Annotated in this window: 23 protein-coding genes; 17 read left to right on the plus strand and 6 right to left on the minus strand. The window is 45.4% G+C overall.

The genetic code is table 11. From position 1 onward, the window contains the following. From B5E62_RS16040 to B5E62_RS16070, 7 genes are all read left to right on the plus strand, one after another. Positions 1-493, plus strand: a 493-nt coding sequence (locus B5E62_RS16040) for an Rpn family recombination-promoting nuclease/putative transposase (protein ID WP_087175518.1), incomplete at its 5' end; no start/stop codon positions are given. A 109-nt stretch (positions 494-602) separates the two neighbouring features. Next, on the plus strand, positions 603-1,370 hold the full coding sequence (locus B5E62_RS16045; protein ID WP_087175519.1) for a TatD family hydrolase: 768 nt from the start codon (positions 603-605) through the stop codon (positions 1,368-1,370). A gap of 21 nt (positions 1,371-1,391) precedes the next feature. Then, positions 1,392-2,309, plus strand: coding sequence for a 16S rRNA (adenine(1518)-N(6)/adenine(1519)-N(6))-dimethyltransferase RsmA (gene rsmA / locus B5E62_RS16050; protein WP_087175537.1), 918 nt, complete (start codon positions 1,392-1,394; stop codon positions 2,307-2,309). A gap of 1 nt (position 2,310) precedes the next feature. Further along, positions 2,311-3,687 carry a citrate/2-methylcitrate synthase gene (locus tag B5E62_RS16055; RefSeq protein ID WP_087175520.1) on the plus strand — a complete coding sequence of 459 codons (1,377 nt, stop codon included), beginning with the start codon at positions 2,311-2,313 and terminating at the stop codon, positions 3,685-3,687. A gap of 10 nt (positions 3,688-3,697) precedes the next feature. Continuing rightward, the gene (locus B5E62_RS16060; protein WP_087175521.1) at positions 3,698-4,657 is read left to right on the plus strand and encodes an alpha/beta fold hydrolase; all 960 of its coding nucleotides are present in this window, start codon (positions 3,698-3,700) and stop codon (positions 4,655-4,657) included. Then, positions 4,638-5,318 carry a D-lyxose/D-mannose family sugar isomerase gene (locus B5E62_RS16065; protein ID WP_087175522.1) on the plus strand — a complete coding sequence of 227 codons (681 nt, stop codon included), beginning with the start codon at positions 4,638-4,640 and terminating at the stop codon, positions 5,316-5,318. Before B5E62_RS16060 ends, B5E62_RS16065 begins: the two co-directional genes overlap by 20 nt. 194 nt (positions 5,319-5,512) lie before the next feature. Continuing rightward, positions 5,513-6,973, plus strand: coding sequence for an ATP-binding protein (locus B5E62_RS16070; RefSeq protein ID WP_087175523.1), 1,461 nt, complete (start codon positions 5,513-5,515; stop codon positions 6,971-6,973). Between the two features lie 40 nt (positions 6,974-7,013). Here B5E62_RS16070 and B5E62_RS16075 read toward each other — a convergent pair whose 3' ends face one another. The 4 genes from B5E62_RS16075 to B5E62_RS17000 all read right to left on the minus strand — a co-directional run bounded on the left by B5E62_RS16075 (position 7,014) and on the right by B5E62_RS17000 (position 9,409). Beyond that, a complete protein-coding gene (locus B5E62_RS16075) occupies positions 7,014-7,841 on the minus strand; it encodes a hypothetical protein (protein WP_087175524.1) in 828 nt (275 codons plus the stop codon). 147 nt (positions 7,842-7,988) lie between these two features. Next, the gene (locus B5E62_RS16080) at positions 7,989-8,378 is read right to left on the minus strand and encodes a hypothetical protein (RefSeq protein ID WP_087175525.1); all 390 of its coding nucleotides are present in this window, start codon (positions 8,376-8,378) and stop codon (positions 7,989-7,991) included. A 58-nt stretch (positions 8,379-8,436) separates the two neighbouring features. Next, on the minus strand, positions 8,437-8,895 hold the full coding sequence (locus B5E62_RS16085) for an RNA polymerase sigma factor (protein WP_087175526.1): 459 nt from the start codon (positions 8,893-8,895) through the stop codon (positions 8,437-8,439). Between the two features lie 355 nt (positions 8,896-9,250). Beyond that, positions 9,251-9,409, minus strand: coding sequence for a hypothetical protein (locus B5E62_RS17000; RefSeq protein ID WP_162610339.1), 159 nt, complete (start codon positions 9,407-9,409; stop codon positions 9,251-9,253). Between the two features lie 432 nt (positions 9,410-9,841). Between B5E62_RS17000 and B5E62_RS16095 the strand changes: the two genes are divergently transcribed. Further along, positions 9,842-10,741 carry a hypothetical protein gene (locus tag B5E62_RS16095; protein ID WP_087175528.1) on the plus strand — a complete coding sequence of 300 codons (900 nt, stop codon included), beginning with the start codon at positions 9,842-9,844 and terminating at the stop codon, positions 10,739-10,741. A gap of 104 nt (positions 10,742-10,845) precedes the next feature. Here the strand turns inward: B5E62_RS16095 and B5E62_RS16100 are convergent, their stop codons facing one another. Next, a complete protein-coding gene (locus B5E62_RS16100) occupies positions 10,846-11,082 on the minus strand; it encodes a helix-turn-helix domain-containing protein (protein WP_087175529.1) in 237 nt (78 codons plus the stop codon). A 119-nt stretch (positions 11,083-11,201) separates the two neighbouring features. On the opposite strand from B5E62_RS16100, the gene B5E62_RS16105 reads away from it, so the two are divergent. From B5E62_RS16105 to B5E62_RS16115, 3 genes are all read left to right on the plus strand, one after another. After that, a complete protein-coding gene (locus B5E62_RS16105; RefSeq protein ID WP_087175530.1) occupies positions 11,202-11,795 on the plus strand; it encodes a hypothetical protein in 594 nt (197 codons plus the stop codon). Between the two features lie 64 nt (positions 11,796-11,859). Next, positions 11,860-12,669, plus strand: a complete 810-nt coding sequence (locus B5E62_RS16110; protein WP_087175531.1) for a hypothetical protein — start codon at positions 11,860-11,862, stop codon at positions 12,667-12,669. Between the two features lie 12 nt (positions 12,670-12,681). Beyond that, positions 12,682-13,200: a hypothetical protein gene (locus B5E62_RS16115; RefSeq protein ID WP_087175532.1), complete on the plus strand. Its 519-nt coding sequence runs from the start codon at positions 12,682-12,684 to the stop codon at positions 13,198-13,200. 146 nt (positions 13,201-13,346) lie between these two features. Here the strand turns inward: B5E62_RS16115 and B5E62_RS16120 are convergent, their stop codons facing one another. Continuing rightward, positions 13,347-14,039, minus strand: a complete 693-nt coding sequence (locus B5E62_RS16120; RefSeq protein WP_087175533.1) for a helix-turn-helix domain-containing protein — start codon at positions 14,037-14,039, stop codon at positions 13,347-13,349. A gap of 247 nt (positions 14,040-14,286) precedes the next feature. On the opposite strand from B5E62_RS16120, the gene B5E62_RS16125 reads away from it, so the two are divergent. The 6 genes from B5E62_RS16125 (at position 14,287) to B5E62_RS17355 (ending at position 17,327) form a co-directional block, all read left to right on the plus strand. Then, positions 14,287-14,619, plus strand: a complete 333-nt coding sequence (locus B5E62_RS16125) for a hypothetical protein (RefSeq protein ID WP_087175534.1) — start codon at positions 14,287-14,289, stop codon at positions 14,617-14,619. Between the two features lie 196 nt (positions 14,620-14,815). After that, positions 14,816-15,856, plus strand: a complete 1,041-nt coding sequence (locus B5E62_RS16130) for a replication initiation factor domain-containing protein (RefSeq protein WP_330398160.1) — start codon at positions 14,816-14,818, stop codon at positions 15,854-15,856. After that, positions 15,843-16,055: a helix-turn-helix domain-containing protein gene (locus B5E62_RS16135; protein WP_087175536.1), complete on the plus strand. Its 213-nt coding sequence runs from the start codon at positions 15,843-15,845 to the stop codon at positions 16,053-16,055. Before B5E62_RS16130 ends, B5E62_RS16135 begins: the two co-directional genes overlap by 14 nt. 67 nt (positions 16,056-16,122) lie before the next feature. Then, the gene (locus B5E62_RS17345; protein WP_242958000.1) at positions 16,123-16,332 is read left to right on the plus strand and encodes a hypothetical protein; all 210 of its coding nucleotides are present in this window, start codon (positions 16,123-16,125) and stop codon (positions 16,330-16,332) included. A gap of 54 nt (positions 16,333-16,386) precedes the next feature. Further along, on the plus strand, positions 16,387-16,770 hold the full coding sequence (locus B5E62_RS17350) for a tyrosine-type recombinase/integrase (protein WP_242958002.1): 384 nt from the start codon (positions 16,387-16,389) through the stop codon (positions 16,768-16,770). Positions 16,771-16,808: 38 nt separating this feature from the next. Then, complete coding sequence (locus B5E62_RS17355) at positions 16,809-17,327, plus strand: tyrosine-type recombinase/integrase (RefSeq protein ID WP_242958004.1); 519 nt, start codon at positions 16,809-16,811, stop codon at positions 17,325-17,327. Positions 17,328-17,887 lie beyond the last annotated feature (560 nt).

The following is a 17,887-nucleotide window of genomic DNA, read 5'->3' on the forward strand; positions in this document are numbered from 1 at the left end:
GACGGGGAAAAAGTACACAGACCTTCTGGAGATGCAGATCCTGGAGCTGAAGAAGCTGCCGAAGGAGCTGCGGGAGGATGACGATATCATCCAGTGGATGCGTTTCCTGGCAGGGAAGAACCGGAAGGAGTTGGAGGATATGGCAGGTACAAGTGAATATATTGAGGAGGCATACAGGGAACTGGAGAGGATGAGCGCGGACGAGAGGGCCAGACTGGAGTACGAGGCCAGACAGAAGGCCATCAGGGACCACGATGCCATTATGAGCAGCGCCTGGGAAACCGGTATGGAGAAAGGTCTGCAGGAGGGGAGAGAGCAGGGCATGAAACAGGGGATGCAGCAGGGTTTGCAGCAGGGTATACGGCAGGAGAGACAGGATATTGTCTTTCGTATGCTGGAGAAAGGCATGGATCCGGAGATGATTGCGGACCTGACCGGCATGAATATAGAAGAGATCCAAAAGATGGAAGAGGAGTTCCGGGCAAGAGGGTAACCCAAATCCTTAACAAAAAATTAATTTTCATATTATATGATTTGCTGAGAAATTATGGTATAATTGTTCTACTCATTTTAGATCAGAAATGAAACAGAAAGGCGGCACCATGATTTTTGAGACTCACGCACACTATGATGATGAACAGTTCGATTTGGACAGAGACCAGCTTCTGGGATCTATGCAGAAGGGGGGCGTGGGTACGATCGTCAATGTGGGAGCTTCCCTTGCGTCCAGCCGGGCATCTGTTTCCCTGGCGGAGAGGTATCCTTTTATCTATGCCGCTGTTGGGGTCCATCCGGACCATGCGGGAGAGATGGATGAGGACGGTCTCCGGGAGCTGCGCAGTCTGTGCGGCGGGGATAAGGTAGTCGCCGTGGGGGAGATCGGCCTGGACTACTACTGGGATGAGGCCCCCAGAGATGTGCAGAAGGAGTGGTTTGTGCGCCAGCTGGAGCTGGCCCGGGAAATGTCCCTGCCGGTGATCATACACAGCCGGGATGCGGCGGCCGACACGCTGGAGATCATGCAGTCACATGCCCGGGGACTTATGGGGGTGATCCACTGCTTTTCCTATTCAAAAGAGCTGGCCCGGGAATATGTGAAGATGGGCTTTTTTATAGGTGTGGGCGGTGTTGTCACATTTAAAAACGGACGCAGGCTTAAGGAAGTGGTGGAAGATATTCCTCTTTCATCCATTGTGCTGGAGACAGACTGTCCCTATCTTGCGCCTGTGCCAAACAGAGGGAAGAGGAACAGTTCTTTGAACCTTCCCTATGTAGTGAAAGAGATTGCAGAGATCAAGGGAATTTCCTGTGAAGAAGTCATGGCACAGACAGAGAAAAACGCCAAAATATTATACGGCATGAGAGACTAAATGATGGAGGGAGGCGGGGCGATGCCCATACCTACACTGGGAAATCCCCAGAATACGATCGAGATACTGAAAAAATATAATTTTTCCTTTCAAAAAAAATTCGGACAGAATTTTCTTATAGATACCCGTGTATTAGATAAGATCATTGCGGCGGCCGATATAACAAAAGACGATTATGTTCTGGAGATTGGCCCCGGCATCGGAACTATGACGCAGTATCTGGCTGCGGCAGCGGGTAGGGTGACAGCGGTGGAGATCGACAAGGCGCTGATCCCGATTCTTGCAGATACCCTGAAGGATTACGACAATGTAAATATTGTTAATCAGGATATACTGAAGATGGATATCCAGAAGCTGGTGGACGAAGAGAACGGCGGAAAGCCGGTGAAGGTAGTGGCAAACCTGCCCTATTATATCACGACACCGATCATCATGGGACTTTTTGAGAGCCGCGTCCCCATAGAGAGCATCACCGTGATGGTGCAGAAAGAGGTGGCGGACCGGATGCAGGTGGGACCTGGGACCAAGGATTACGGCGCACTTTCCCTGGCCGTGCAGTATTACGCCAGGCCCTATATCGTGGCCAACGTCCCACCCAACTGCTTTATGCCCAGACCTAAAGTGGGATCAGCGGTCATACAGCTGACTGTACATGAGGAGCCGCCGGTCTGTGTGGAGGACGAGAGACTGATGTTCCGCATTATACGGGCATCCTTTAATCAGCGCAGAAAGACGCTGGCAAATGGATTGAAAAACTCAGCAGAGCTGGACCTTCCAAGGGAGATCATCGAAGAGAGCGTGGAGGAGCTGGGCCGAGGTCCCGGCATCCGTGGGGAAGCCCTGACACTGGAAGAATTTGCCCTGCTTAGTAATATCATTTATCGCAGGATAAATGGGCAGCCTAACGATCATGAACTGAGTAGAGAAAGGAGAATATAAGATGGAGAAACGTTACCCAGCAGCGAGAGCACTATTTGAGATCACACCGGAAATCGAGCATCTGGCGGAGCTTTGTGAAAAGAATACCGCTATTGACAAAGAACTCTATACGAAGTATGAGGTAAAAAGAGGGCTGAGAGACCTGAATGGAAAGGGTGTGCTCGCAGGGCTTACCAACATCTCCGACATCATTGCCAAAAAGGTGGTGGACGGGCAGGAGGTACCCTGCGAGGGAGAGCTCTACTACCGCGGCTACAATATCAAAGACCTTGTAAAGGGGTTCCTGGATGCGCATCACTATGGGTTTGAGGAGATCACATATCTCCTGCTGTTTGGCGAGCTGCCAGGGGAAAAGGAGCTGAAAGACTTCCACGAGACACTGGTGGAGAGAAGGACCCTTCCGCCCAATTTCGTGAGAGATGTCATCATGAAAGCTCCAAGCCGCGACATGATGAACAGTCTGTCCCGCTCTATTTTGAATATGTATTCCTATGATGCAAAGGCAGATGATACTTCCATTCCCAATGTACTCCGTCAGTGCCTGAACCTGATCAGCCAGTTCCCCATGATGATGGTGTATGGCTATCACGCCTATAATTACCGCATGGGTGAGGACCTGTTTATCTATGCGCCCAAGCCGGAGCTTTCCACAGCAGAAAATATCCTGATGATGCTCCGTGAGGACAGGCAGTACACGAAGCTGGAGGCAAAGATCCTGGATATGGCTCTGGTACTCCACATGGACCACGGCGGCGGAAACAACTCCACCTTTACCACGCATGTTGTCACATCTTCAGGGACGGATACATACTCCACGATCGCGGCGGCTATGGCCTCCCTGAAGGGGCCGAAGCATGGCGGCGCCAATATCAAGGTGACGCAGATGTTTGAGGATATGAAAGGCCATGTAAAGGACTGGGAGGACAAGGATGAAGTGCGCCGATACCTGTCAGATCTTCTGGACAAGAAGGCCTTTGATAAAAAGGGCCTGATCTATGGTATGGGACATGCGGTTTACTCTGTGTCAGATCCCAGGGCGGATATATTTAAGTCCTTCGTGAAGCAGCTTGCCTCCGAGAAGGGATACGAGAAAGAGTATGCGCTTTATGAGACGGTGGAGCACCTGGCACCGGAGATCATTGGAGAGAAGAGGAAGATCTACAAGGGTGTCAACGCCAATGTGGACTTCTACAGCGGGCTCGTTTACAGCATGCTGGGGCTGCCGCAGTCTCTCTACACGCCTATCTTCGCCGCGGCACGTATCGTTGGATGGAGCGCCCATCGGCTGGAGGAGCTGAAAAATGTAGACAAGATCATCCGCCCTGCGTACAAAGCGCTTGCGGAGCACAGAGACTATGTCAGGATGGAGGATCGCTAGGAGGAAGGATATGAAGAGAGAATTCTTTTACCCGTCCGCAGATGGAGAGACGAAGATCCACGGTGTGGAATGGATCCCGGAGGGCGGAGTGAAGGCTGTGCTTCAGATCAGCCACGGCATGGTGGAATACATAGACCGCTATGACGGGTTTGCTTCCTGGCTTGCAGAAAAAGGGTGGTATGTCACAGGGAATGATCATCTGGGGCATGGGAAGTCTGTTACATCAGAAGAAAAGTATGGATTTTTTCATGTGCCGGATGGCAATGCCTGTGTCATCCGCGATATCCATACACTCAGGGAACGCGCCGGGGACAGATATCCCGGCGTCCCTTATTTTATGCTGGGACACAGTATGGGCTCCTTTCTTCTGCGCCAGTATCTGCTGAGGCATGGAAGAGGCCTTGCCGGGGCTGTTATCATGGGAACGGGGGACAAGGGGGTGCCGGTCCTCTGCGCAGGCCAGCTCCTCTGTCGTTTGCTGGCAGCAGTGAAGGGCTGGAGCTACAGAAGCAGATTGATCGACAGGCTGGGCCTGGGAGGCTATAACCGCAGCTTTGAACCCTGCGAGAGCAGGCGGGAGTGGGTCACGTCAGACACCCGGATGCGGGAGAAATATGAGGCAGATCCTCTCTGCAGCTTTACCTTTACTGTCAACGGCTACTACCAGATGTTCGAGGGCATGAAGAAGATATCGGGAAAGAGAGGGGCACTGCGTATTCCCAGGACCCTGTCGGTGCTTTTTGTGTCAGGACAGAAGGATCCGGTGGGCAATTTCGGCAAGACTGTTGAAAAGCTGTTTCAGATGTACAAGGAGGCCGGCGTCAGGGATGTGAGTATACGGCTGTATGAAAATGACCGCCATGAAGTACTCAACGAGCAGGACCGGCAGCAGGTGTATGAGGACCTGTACGAATGGATGGACGAACATATAGTGCGGAGGGAGGAGAAAAATGAAGCGTTCAGAAATTAACCAGGCATTAAAAGAGATGGAGGCCATGATCCGTGAGTACCGGATCAGCCTTCCGCCCTTCTGTCATTTCACACCGGAAGAGTGGAAGACAAAAGGGCACGAGCACGATGAGATCCGGGACAACGGGCTGGGCTGGGATATCACAGATTACGGCCTTGGGGACTTCGACAAAGTGGGATTTTCCCTCATCACCATCCGCAACGGTAACGTGCACGATGAGAAGTATCCGAAGCCCTATGCGGAGAAGCTCCTTTATATAAAAGAAGGACAGCACTCCCCCATGCATTTTCACTGGAACAAGATGGAGGATATCATCAACCGGGGCGGCGGCAATGTGCTGATCCGGGTGTACAATTCCAATGAAAAAGAAGAGTTTGCGGACACGCCGGTGACCGTTCACTGCGACGGACATACCTATACCGTACCGGCAGGAACCCAGATCAGGATCTGCCCGGGAGAGTCCATCACCATCACGCCCTACCTGTATCACGACTTTGACGTGGAGGAGGGAAGCGGTCCGGTCCTCCTGGGGGAAGTGTCCATGTGCAATGACGACAACACGGACAATCGGTTCTATGAAAATGTAGGAAGGTTCCCCGAGATCGAGGAGGATGAGGAGCCCTACAGGCTGCTGTGTAATGAGTATCCGGCAGCGGAATAGATCAGGCAGTGCTGTGAGATGAAGAATGTAAAATTAGGATTTAAATTTGATATTCTGATTTTAGATTTACAGTTTAAATTATAAATTTGCAATGTGCGTTTTAAATTTTGAGTGGAATTTAAAACGCACATTTTAAATTTGTTGAATAATTTTAGATTTTGATGTAAAATCTAAAATAAGAGGTGAAATCTAAAATGACAATAGAAGAATTTGAAATAATTTTAAATCGTATACAACAACAAAAGACAGAAACACAGACATTGGAAGTAAAGTCGGCAGCGGACGGCTGTCCGAAGAAATTATTTGATACGCTTTCCAGTTTTTCAAATCAGGACGATGGCGGAGTGATTGTATTTGGAGTAGATGAAAACCAGAATTTCCGGGAAGTGGGAGTTTATGATCCTCAGGATCTGCAAAAGCAGGTGAATAACCAATGTCTGCAAATGGAGCCAGTGGTGCGGCCACTTTTTACAGTGACGGAAAAAGATGGGAAGAGCTTTGTGGCGGCAGAGATTCCAGCTGTGGACCTTACAGAGAGACCCTGCTATTACAAGGGGGTCGGGCGGATCAAGGGCTCCTACATCCGGTCAGGAGACAGCGATGAGCATATGACAGAATATGAGATATACAGTTATGAGGCATTTCGGAAAAAGTATCAGGATGATATTCGTGTCGTGGAGAGAGCTACAATGCAGACTGTTGATGAGAAAAAGCTGTATGATTATATAGGAAAGCTCAAAGAGGGAAAACCAAACCTTGCCAGTCTGTCCGATGAGACTGTGAGCGAATTGATGAGCGTGACAAGGAATGGCAGTCTGACTCTGAGTACAGTTATGCTGTTCAGTCCCTATCCGCAGGCCTTTTTTCCCGGGTTTGGTATTATAGCCTCTGTAGTTCCCGGGACAGAGATGGGAGATACCGGAGAGCAGGGGGAGAGATTTACAGACAATCAGAGAATCGAAGGGAATATCCCCCAGATGCTGGAGGAAGCATTGCAGTTCGTGAGACGGAATATGCATCACAGAACAATTATAGACCCCTACACAGGAAAGCGGGCGGATCGGACAGATTATCCATTGACTGCTGTCAGGGAAGCTGTGTTAAATGCGTTGGTGCATCGGGATTACAGTATGCATACGGAGGCCATGCCGATACAACTTTTGCTTTTTGAAGACCGGATGGAGATTAGAAATCCAGGTGGGATCTACGGCAGGATCCAGGTGGATCAGCTCGGGAAAGTGCAGCCGGACACAAGAAACCCAGTTTTGGCTATGGCGCTTGAAGTGTTGGATATTACGGAGAATCGGTACTCTGGTATTCCCACGATCCGCAGGGAAATGGAGCGCTGTGGATTACCACAACCGGAATTTACAGATGCGAGAGGCAGCTTTGCAGTCTGCTTTCGGAAGAGGGATGAAAATGATGGGAAGCGGGATAACAGAAGGAAGAGCGATGAAGAAGATCTTCAGAGCAGCCTTCTCCTTTACTGCCGCACGCCCCGCACGAAAAAAGAAATCGGTGCCTTCCTGGGACTGAGTTCAACTACCTATGCGATCCAGAGGTATGTCATGCCTCTTGTAGAGCAGGGGAAGATCAGGATGAGTATGCCGGATAAGCCGAAAAGTCCCAAACAGTTGTTTTATACAGAAATATAAAATTCTTTGTCCCCTTTTGCCCTTCTGGTGCGAATAAACACTATAGAAGGACAGAAGGGGACAAATTGTATGAAGACAGAAGAAGAGAAAAAGCACATAGAAAAAAGGATATTTGACATAGCCAGGCAGAGCCTTCAGACGTCCGGGGCGGACCGGCCGGAGGTGAAGTGGCTGCAGGAGAAAATGGCCTGCATCCAGAGAAGATACAAGCTGAAGAGTAAGATTCAAGTAGACCGGCTTCTCTGTGAGAGAATGCTGGGGAGAGAGCCCCGGACTGGGGCAGCGTGACGCCCTCGCCGCACAGCGTTCCCCCAAGCTGGATGCCGCCGTTTCCATTCACAATGGCGCCGGAGGCAAGGGTCAGAGTGTTGCCAGGGTCTATGCGGAGACTGTATGTGTCGATGGTCAGCGTTCCGCCGTTCTCAACGGTCATATTGGAAAAATTTGTCCCATTGTTCTGTGCGATGAACTGTCCGCCGTCTTTCACGGTCACATCGCCCCTCACAGAGCCGGTCACGTGGTTGGTCTCAGTGATCTGTTTGACCTCATTTTTCCATACACCTTCTATGGAAAGGTTGCCATCGACCTGGGCGTGGTTCAGGACAGTGACGTTTTCCGGGATGACCCAGGTACCGTGTACATACAGATTTTTTTCAATGGTGATGGTGACTTCCTCCTCGGGCCAGGTGAATCCCTGAGATGCGGAGAGCTCAAAGCCATACCCGAACTGGTCTCCCGGATACCTTTCAATGAAATCGCACCACTCTTCATAGCTGTCGGCCATGAAAGCTGCGGCGAACGACGTCGCAGGCAGCATGGAGACGACCAGGCAGATGCCCAGGAGCAGTCCTGTTATCCGTTTTCTCATATAGAAAACCCTCCTCACATACTTATTTCTCTGTCTTCCACCGGAAGGGCGGACAGACCTGCTTAAAAAATAGCATGTGAAAGGAGGGCCATCAACATGGTAAATGCTAACATTTCACACGTATGGTCTTGTTCCCGTTCGGAGCGGTCACTCCACCGTCAGGGGGATGGAGGACTCTACATTCCAGCGGTAGTTGACACCGTCCCGCCCTGAATGGAAAATGTCGTCAGAGGTGAGACGGAAGGAGGCCGGGTCGCTGGTGAAGGTGTCCAGGCGCACAAGAAACTCTATGACCTGTGGATCATCATCGAGGAATGACTTTCCAATACTGTTGCCTGCGTTGCAGATATGGCTGCTGTCCGGGAGGAAATCTGCCTTCTGGCTGAGAAAGAGATCAAAGATCTCCGGCCTGGAGGTATCTGTCTGAGGCTTCAGGCAGATTTTCCAGGCCCGTTCTCCCGGGCAGTCAGAGGCAGACGCATAGGTGCCGGGGATACGCTGGCCCGGTACAAGAGGGATGGGGGTCACGCTGTCCACAGTGATGCTGCCGCTCCCTACAGTCCAGTTTTTGTCCTCCCATGTGCATGTCTCCAGATCAATGGGGATGGAGAAATCCTCCGGAAGGACAGAACTCAGGTACAGATAGGGGATGTGGAGCGTGTAGTTCCCCGGTGGGACAGGGCCGAAATCCCAGTCGTAGTAATCCCTGGTGGTGGCGCTTTTTTACGGTCTCGTAGGGAAGTCCTAAGGAGGCGGCGATCTCTTTTGTTGTCATGCCGCCGTAGTATTTCATGTGGATGAGAGCTGCCTCCTCCGGCTGCAGCGTCTCCATGGCTTTCTCCACATCTGCGCGGAGCTCTGACAGGGAGATCTGCTGGTCCTCCGGGCACGACAATGCGGCTGCCGTGGACAGAGCTGTCTGCTGCTGCTCCTTCCGGTAGCGGGAGATGGCCAGATTTCTTGTGATGACAGACAGGTAGAGGGGCAGGGATGCCCTGCCTGGGTCGTATTTGTCCCGCTGGAAATAAAAGCGGGTAAAGGCTTGTTGACGCATTCTTTTATATCCTCGGGATCGTGGAGATACCTGGACGCTATATGCCAGATGAGCCCCGTGTACTGCTCCATCAGGAGAGCCAGTCCCTGCTGGGGACTCTTGGCGAGCTTTGCCAGTATCTGCTGGTCGTTCAAGGCGTGCGTGTGCATGGAAATGTATTCCCCCTCTTTTTTGCCTGCGCGGATGCTGTGGCAGTCATAATAAAAAATCATATCACAGGGGGGCAGGGGCATCAACAAGGTGAAACTTAACCGAAATGGGAGCTTGCTTTTATATCAGCGCTCCCTGGCGCTCCAGCTCGGCCCGGATCGCTATCTTATTTAAATGAGAATGCCTGCCAAGGCCGTCTCTCTGTTTAAATATCTTCCTTTAAGATAGCCTGCACAGGCTTTTTTGTGCGGGGAAACCAGAACTGTACTAAGGGGCCTGCCAGCAGGATGGCCAGAGCCTTTGCCCAGCCGGATACGCTCCTTCCTGAAGTGTCAGACGCAAAGGTTTGCTTTTTGTTTTCCATAATAGACAGATCCTCCCCCGGAAAAATTTCATTTCTATATATCATAAGCCATATACAGGGGATCGACAATGGTATCTGGCTGTATTTCGAAAGCCCTTTAGACAGCGAAAACCCGCTGGCCTTCCGGCCTGCGGGCTTTCGTCGTTGTTATAGTTATCTAAAGGAATGAGGGACTATCGGATTGGTTTATATGGTGTTATGAAGTGCTGTGAAGCCCGGAAATACGGGCTTCTTTTAATGTGGTCTTCTCGTATTGTGTTGCAGTTTGCTGTCCCGGACTGTCCCAAAACTGTCCATAGGACAGAGTTGCTATGGCAAAGAGTCTTATTGAAGTTGTTTGTTAAATAGTGACTTTGGTTTTCTACAATGATACAATGCCAATAAAGCATAAATAAAGTTTTTATAAAAATTACTCGGGAGGAAAATATTTTAATGATACGCTTTTTTGTTAGTGATGATGTTACAGCCTTGATTTCGAAACGAAAAATAGAAATAAATAGTTATGCAGAAATACTTATGAGAACAGATGAAAAATATATAGAGCCTATATTTGTTTATTCATATTCCATTTTTGAAAGTACTATTACAGAAATATTGCGTTACTATTTCAACGCCTTTCCTGAAAAAATAGATAAAAACATTAATATTGGAAAAGAGGAATTACTTTCAACTTCTATGACTCATGATATCTTATTGAGTTATGTAGAAGAATATATTCGAAAATATTCAAGTAAGGCACTCTCGGAATATTTACACTTTTTTGAAAAAACGCTAGATATTAAAATTTCTTTAGATTTGTTATTGGTGGACAAAATTTCTAACCAAAGAAACATTATTATGCATGATAGCTTCAAAAGAGATTTACTTTCCCTATATATTTATAACGAGAAATTACCTTGCTCCAATAGGGCGGTTTTACAGAGCTATGTACGGTTTCTAAATGAACTTTTAGATATAATAAGTGACAAAATATGCTCAAAGTATGCAGCGTATACAAAAGAAAGATTGGTGCGTTGTGTTTGGAACTCTGTATTTTCATCTCAAATTTTACGGTTTGATGACATATGGAATTTTGATACAAATGGAGCATTATCTATTAGAAATTTTGAAGCTATAAAAGAAAAAGTAAAAGATATAAGTAGAACTGAAAGATTATTTTTAGCAATTATTTTTCAACAATTCAATAACAATATAAATGAAGAACTGTTTTCGTTTAGGGAACTTCCTCCATTCGTTAGTTTGGATAATGAAAGTAAAAATAAATTGATAAAACTTATAGATTTTTTTAAATATTATCCTCTATTTTTCGGAGGGGAAGAGATTAAAAAATAGTAATCCATGTTTTACGCAAGATATAAACATTTTCAAAGATGTTACGGTTTATTGTTTTTGCAGACATAAAATTTATGTATTGGTTCTGACTTAACTGCGGAAAATTATACCAGACCGTCAAAGAACTCAGAAATATCAGCATTAAAGATTTTGCTGAGTGCGACAAGTTCGCTGACTTTGATATTCATTCTATTTGTTTCAAGTTTTGCATAAGTGCTTTTGGAAATTTCAATTCCCATAAGCTGTAAATGTGCAACAACTTGGTCTTGTGTCATATTCACTTTGCGTCTTAGACGTTGGATATTGTGACCGATATCCATGTCTGGTCTGATTTTCTGCATACTGATACAACTCCCCCGATAATTCGTAATAAAGAAATATATCTTGATTGTATGTAGTATTGTGATTATAATGTTTCGTAATAAAGAAATATTTCGCTATAACGAAAAGGAGAGAGATAATGAATTTTGAGAAAATATTTGAAAGAGCAACAATCAGAGGCGTAGCTGATTACTTGCTATTTGGGGTCGGACCAGATAAAGATAATCGGAGCTATGAAGAACGTTTGGACGATTTGTATATAAAATTTGAGAAAGCGGTAAAAAAATATGATAATAGTCCGACCTCTGAATTACTCGATTTATCGAATGAATTATCCAGTGAGACAGCAAGCGTCTATGCAGAGATAGGTCTGCAAGCGGGTATACTGTTGATGAAAGATATGGTAAAGAATATCAGCATACAAAAGGAAATACCTATTCCCGATTTTGAGAATGGAAAAGATGAATTTAGTGTCAACGCAACATTACTGGAGGGAATGTATAAAGAACGAGTAGAGAGTGTGTTAGAAGATGTGTTACAGAAAGATGAGTGCTATCAGAAGATAAGCAAAGAGACAAGGAGAAAGATTGAGGAAATAGATAAACTTGGACTTGGCAAAGAGGAATGGCTGATTATTGACAGAGCATTGTCGGCGACAAACGAAAGGTGTGCGGAGTATGGGCGAGTGTTGTATAGATTGGGATTTTGGGATGCAATAAAATTATTAAAATGATAATGTCGGTTAATAGAAAATATGGTAAGATGAAAGAAAAGTTGAAATCTTTGAGGGAGAAAATATGGATAATAGTGGAATTATTAATATTGATGATTTTTATGACAGATGTGAAAGGGAAGGGATAACTCCTTTTGCAGCCACGAGTTCTTTAGATAATAAGGATGTTATTTTACTGACAGATGATATTGAAGAATTGTTTAAAATATGTAAGTTAAACAGGATAAATACGATATTTTATTATTATGGTTATCCTGATATCTCGAATTATCGAATAGACATAGATAAACTGATAGAAGAACTTAGAAAGAGATATGAAAGAAAACTGGATATAGCTATGTTTAGTTTGCAATATATCCCAAAAGACTATTTTGAGGATATTTTACAAAATCTTATGTCGAAGATGCAAGTGTGCGCGGAACAACAAAATCAGAGAATTATAGGAATTAATGAGGATGAACCAGATTATTTTCAAGCATTTGTATGTTTAAATGGTTATAAAGTTGCCGTGTTTTTGAATGTGGAATGGGATGAAGATGATGACGAAAGCGAACCGTTAATGATAGCAAGCAAATTTTATAATGATTTTATAAATGAGCTTGATCAAAAACTGCAAGAGCGTATTTCCAAGGCGACAGATGAAAATCGAATTATAAAGGAGAAAAAGGAAGAAGAATATCAATTAGCACTAAAAGAGATAGAAGAGTTTTTGAAAACAGATGATAAAATAATGGAATGTAAGTTTAAAAATACAAGACAAACATATGCTGACCAGTTAAGGATGGAGTGGGGAGAAAAAATAGGGCAGACTATTTTGCAAAAGGATGTAAAGGGAATAGTAGAAAAAGTGTATACACAAAGGAAAAGTATTTAGGGAGAAAGAGTTGTGAAAAAGAAAAGTAGAATATATGGTGTTATTATTGCCGTTCTGGGCGTATTGTTAATTGTCTCATTAGGTCTGAATATTATATTGCTTATGAGATGTCTTAATCAAACAAGTGAAATAAATTTTACGGGAGATAATTCAGCTATTGAGAATGAAGTGAATTTTAACAAAGAACTTATAGGTACGTGGCGTTATGGAGATGATGAGATAATAATTTCTGGGGATGGCTCATATATTTGGACCGATTATTCAAGTGGAGATGAGCCTTATATCTATGAATGTAAAAAAGGATATATTAGTGATAACGTAATGATTATTACGGATAATTATTCAAATCTAATATCTGAAGACGGTATCATGGAAAACAAAGATACTCATTACTATTCTTATGAGGACATTCCGGATGATGAATGGGAAAGTGGAGTAAAAACTGGCGGATACCAAATTATTTTTCATGGAGAGTCCTTTGGCTTGAAGACAGACTCTAATATGACTAATTACAATTTTATAAAGCAATAATAAGAATACTAAAATAGCAGTGAGGTAAAGGAACAAGGCGAAGCCGAGACGCCGTAGGGCAGTCCTTTACGGAACGGACACAGCCAATATAACCATGATACAGACGAGGACTTGAAAGGTCACAGCCTTGCAAGTCCTCTTGTGCGTTACTGATGATTTTTTCCCAGGAAGAGAGCTTCCTTTTCTATTTCTTTCTGAAATGCGTTTCTTGTCAGACCGAGTGCTTCTGGTCTGCGCTCATAACAGCCTTTTTCCGGCGAATAGGCAAGTACGGTGATTTCCGGCTTGCAGTTTTCTTTGTCAATCCCGTAGTAGATGATACGGGAAGTTTCCAGATACATTCCGATACTGTCAAAGTCTTTTGTGTAAATCTGATGTCTTTCCGGCATGGTAAGGTCAGCCGGACAATCATAATACTCTGCGGAGTCACCCCGGTAGAAAAGGGGGAGCATGTGCATTTCATTACAGCTTGTGTTTACAATCACATGAAACCTCGGAATGAGTGCGCTGTACTGTGGCATATAGGCGGTGTAAGTCTCGTCCACATCATTCACCAGATATTCCGCTTCTTTGTAAAAGATATAGGGGAGAGGGGAAACCTGCCCGGTGACAACGCCTTTTGTGGGGATTTGCATAGGCACGTTTTTTCCTAAGAGCCAGTCTATGTTTACGTCCAGAGCGTCAGCGATCAGTTCCAGTTTGTCCTGCTTTGGGTTATAGTTCCCGGAAAGGTAGGAACTGAACGCTCCTTTGCTTATCCCGGTTTTCTGTACTAATTCCACTTGTCTCATTTTCCGAACTTCCATAGCGAATTTAATCCGTTCCGCAATCGTATTCATATCCGTTATCCTCAGCTTTCCTTTTAAGGTCAATCCACTGTTTCTAGGACTACTATATCACGGGCAGAGGTAAAAAGAAAGAAAAAAGTTTATAAAAAACTAAACTTTTTGTTGCAAACGAAGAAAAAGGGTGTTAAGATACAATTAGTTTAGAAATATCTAAACTTTTAGGGTGCCCGATATTTATGAATGAAAACAAAAATAGAGGACACTGACCTATCGGTGAAACGGGGAGAAAGGATATTGTATGATTATCAATCTGACAAAGGAACAGATAAAAGATGTATTTGGAGAACTGCGGTACATGGGAGCGGACAACTGCTATAAGTATGACAAAGAGAGCCGGAAGAGAACGGATGAAGTGGAAGCCTTAAAACTCCACCTCGGAAGCGCAAAGTTAGGGAACAGCGTGGACATCCGGCTTGAAGCCACGGAGCTTCCAAAGATTGAGCCGTATGCGGTGGTAGAACTGGAAAACGCTGTCTATGACCCGTATGTGCAGAGGGGCAATTTCCCGGTTCTGGTGGAGCGTGTGACCTGCAAGGGTATCCGTTCTGTCTCCGGCAAAGGCAACGTGTAAAGGCAGGTTCCCGGAGCTTCCCTGCGGACTGCTCCGTACAGCGTGAAAGGAGCAAGGAAGCAGGGAAGAGTCCGGGGACGTGGCGTAAGCCACGTAAAGCGAAGAAAGGCAGGGATGATGAACGGAGACAACAAAAAATGCACAACCCCCCTATACTAACAGGGGGGTAACACGACAAAAAGAAGAACTGTCGGCATTGATTGACTGGTGCCAGATTACAGTCAAAGGTCTGGACGTGTTTACGATTATAGAGGACATCCTGCGTATTCCTTTAAATCTTATGGAGCTTCACTGCAAAGGAAAGGCGATTGCAGGGCATGAACTTGTGGCGGGCTTTGACAATATCAAAATCCTCAAGCCTACGGGGAACATCCAGTATGAGGGCTTCCAGATACTCATGAGCGGTTCGGGATGCAGGAATTATGAGAACTTTCTCAAGATCAATAAAGAGACCTGGTTTGACTTTCTCGAGAGAGCGTGCAGATACCATGTAAACTTCCCGCGGATAGATTTGGCGATTGACGACAGAAAGCCTTATCTGTATATCCCGGAGCTTATCCGTCTGAAAAATGAGGGGCTTATATCCAGTCAGATGAGGGACTTCAAGGAACACCGGTCAGACCGCCTGAAAGAGGATGAGATAGAAGCAAAAGGAAAGAGTCTGTATATCGGAAGTGAGAGCAGTGATTTTCGGGTTGTGTTCTATGAAAAGGGATATGAACAGCATGAGAAGTTCGGCAAAGAGCTGGATGTGAACTGGAACAGATACGAACTGCGTTTCCGGCAGAAAAAAGCAGTGAGGGCGGTGCAGGAACTTATCGAGTACCGGGATGTGGCACGGGTGGCAATGGGGGTTTTAAAGGACAAAGTGCGGTTTCTGCAAAAGCCTGCGGACGGCAGGGCAACGAGAAAACGGCTTTACCCCACTTATCAGCCGTGGGTGGATTTTCTGGCAGATGTGGAGAAGATAAAGCTGACCATGAACCCGGAAAAGAAAACGCTGGATAAAATCTGGAACTGGCTGACAACTGCGGTTTCTCCTTCACTGAAGCTGTTTGCGGAGCTTGGAAAGGTGGAGAATAAGGATTATATGCAAATGCTCATAGAGGGCGCAGAGATGAACGAGACACAGCAAAGGTTATACGAGGATTACATCAAAACACACAGACTTGCAGAAAGAGAAAGGAGCGTGAAGGGGGACGGGAAAAAAGGAGACAGTACAGATAACACAATATAAAGTGGCGCTGACAGTCAATGAAGCGTCTGATTATACCGGGATTGGCAGGAACAGTCTGCGAAGACTGATTGCATGGCAGAAACTTCCCGTTGTCCGTATAGGGAATAAGATATTGATACGGACAGAGGTTCTGGACAGATTTTTAAAAGAAAACGAGGGGAGGAACATCAAGAACAAGTACGAAGTGATTGTGGTATAAGCAGAAGTGCGATTATAATACTGTCAGACCAGTTCTGATAGTCCTTGCACGGAAAGGAGCGTGCAGATTGGGCAAGGACTTAAAAGGAAATACGTTGCCGGACGGGATTGTGCAGAGAAAAAATGGAAATTACCGGGGACGTTTTCAGTACAAAGGCGAGATATACACAAGAGACAATGCGGATTTGAAGGAACTTATTCAGCAAATGGAAGAACTGAGGTATGAGGTCAAGCACGGGTTGAAAGGCAAAGGCGACAATGTGACCTTGAACGCATGATTTGATGTCTGGCTGAATACGCATAAGCGGAAGTCGATAAAAGAAAGTACACAAGTGCGGTATGATGATTTTTACCGTCGGTACATGGAAAAGCAGATAGGAAGATACCGGGTGGCAGACTTTAATCCGATGATATTAGAACGCTTGTTGCAGGATATGGCAGACAAGGATTACAGTACAAAGACTATCCGGGATGTATACAACATTCTCAATGCCATGTTTAAATATGCGGTACATAACCGTCTTATCACATTTAATCCGTGTGCGGGGGTGGATATTCCAAAAACAAAGACAAAGCCTATCCGTGTACTGACTGTGGAAGAACAGAGGGAAGTTCTGGAGCAGGCGAAAGGCAGACTGCATGAACATTTGATTGTGACGGCACTCGGCACGGGTATGCGGGGCGGTGAGCTTCTGGGCTTACATGGGACGACGTAGATTTTCAGAAGAGAGAAATCCATGTCAATAAAACACTTGTGTATATCAAGGATTTGGAGACGAAGAAATATGTGTTCAAATATCAGACACCAAAGACAAAGAACAGTATACGGATAATCCCCATGCAGGAAAGCGTCTACAAGGCGTTGAAACGTCAGCGTATCCAGAAAAAGGAAATGCAGATGCTTTCTGATAAGTGGGAACCGTTGAACGGATTTGAAAATCTGGTGTTTGTGGGGAAGAATGGGAAGCCGATTACGGAACATTCCTTTCAGGTGACGTTGGACGGGATAGAAAAGGCAATCAATAAGGAGCGCAAAAAGAGAGCAGAAAAGGATAAGACAGAGTTTATTCCCATACAGCATTTTTATCCTCACGCACTCCGGCACACATTTGCGACAAGGTGTTTTGAAGCAGGGATTGAGGCGAAAGTCGTGCAGGGCTTTCTCGGACACTATTCCATAGCGATTACACTGGATTTGTATACACACGTTACGAATGATAAAGCAAAGACAGAAATGGATAAGCTGGAAAATTTATATCAGGAGATAATCTGAGATAAGAAAGAATATAGAGATAAGATGAAAAGTGCGAAATTCCTTTGGAACGGAACTGTCCCAAAACTGTCCACGGGGCATACAGGACAGTCCCATGAACGGCGAAAACCCGCTAACCACAAGGGCTAACGGGTTCCGTGTTGTTATAGTTATCTAAAGGAATGAGAGTAAAGTGCAACACCAAAGGTTTCTGCCGTGGTGTCTTACTTTATGAGGGGGGAGATAGTTGACTGTCTATCAACTATCTGTCTGTTATTATAGGGAACAGATATGTCCAAAATATGAGCAGTCTCTAAAAAAATCAGAAAGTTTCTTAATAGAACCTTAAGTTTTTATGATCTGTATGTTTAGGACTAAAAATAAGACAAATAGCGAGAGTTTTCGCTCTATTCATTATCCTCTATTATACCAGAAAACGCCGTAAAATCAAGGAGTTTATGCTTCTTGAGTTTCCGCAGAATTATCCCCTTAGATAAATCTACCGTATTTCGTTATCCACAACTTTCAAAAAATGGCCAAAATATAAGGAATCCTAATCCTTTTTGATGTAAAATTAAGCT

Origin of the sequence: Lachnoclostridium sp. An118, assembly GCF_002160985.1 — a bacterium.
Taxonomy (GTDB): domain Bacteria; phylum Bacillota; class Clostridia; order Lachnospirales; family Lachnospiraceae; genus Claveliimonas; species Claveliimonas stercoravium.

What these genes read in the sequence shown, in the direction of transcription:
- B5E62_RS16045 (WP_087175519.1), top strand. Translation starts at nt 603, where the DNA reads ATGATTTTTGAGACTCACGCACACTATGATGATGAACAGTTCGATTTG.
- rsmA (WP_087175537.1), top strand. Translation starts at nt 1,392, where the DNA reads ATGCCCATACCTACACTGGGAAATCCCCAGAATACGATCGAGATACTG.
- B5E62_RS16055 (WP_087175520.1), top strand. Translation starts at nt 2,311, where the DNA reads ATGGAGAAACGTTACCCAGCAGCGAGAGCACTATTTGAGATCACACCG.
- B5E62_RS16060 (WP_087175521.1), top strand. Translation starts at nt 3,698, where the DNA reads ATGAAGAGAGAATTCTTTTACCCGTCCGCAGATGGAGAGACGAAGATC.
- B5E62_RS16065 (WP_087175522.1), top strand. Translation starts at nt 4,638, where the DNA reads ATGAAGCGTTCAGAAATTAACCAGGCATTAAAAGAGATGGAGGCCATG.
- B5E62_RS16070 (WP_087175523.1), top strand. Translation starts at nt 5,513, where the DNA reads ATGACAATAGAAGAATTTGAAATAATTTTAAATCGTATACAACAACAA.
- B5E62_RS16075 (WP_087175524.1), bottom strand. Translation starts at nt 7,841, where the DNA reads ATGAGAAAACGGATAACAGGACTGCTCCTGGGCATCTGCCTGGTCGTC.
- B5E62_RS16085 (WP_087175526.1), bottom strand. Translation starts at nt 8,895, where the DNA reads ATGCGTCAACAAGCCTTTACCCGCTTTTATTTCCAGCGGGACAAATAC.
- B5E62_RS17000 (WP_162610339.1), bottom strand. Translation starts at nt 9,409, where the DNA reads ATGGAAAACAAAAAGCAAACCTTTGCGTCTGACACTTCAGGAAGGAGC.
- B5E62_RS16095 (WP_087175528.1), top strand. Translation starts at nt 9,842, where the DNA reads ATGATACGCTTTTTTGTTAGTGATGATGTTACAGCCTTGATTTCGAAA.
- B5E62_RS16100 (WP_087175529.1), bottom strand. Translation starts at nt 11,082, where the DNA reads ATGCAGAAAATCAGACCAGACATGGATATCGGTCACAATATCCAACGT.
- B5E62_RS16105 (WP_087175530.1), top strand. Translation starts at nt 11,202, where the DNA reads ATGAATTTTGAGAAAATATTTGAAAGAGCAACAATCAGAGGCGTAGCT.
- B5E62_RS16110 (WP_087175531.1), top strand. Translation starts at nt 11,860, where the DNA reads ATGGATAATAGTGGAATTATTAATATTGATGATTTTTATGACAGATGT.
- B5E62_RS16120 (WP_087175533.1), bottom strand. Translation starts at nt 14,039, where the DNA reads ATGAATACGATTGCGGAACGGATTAAATTCGCTATGGAAGTTCGGAAA.
- B5E62_RS16125 (WP_087175534.1), top strand. Translation starts at nt 14,287, where the DNA reads ATGATTATCAATCTGACAAAGGAACAGATAAAAGATGTATTTGGAGAA.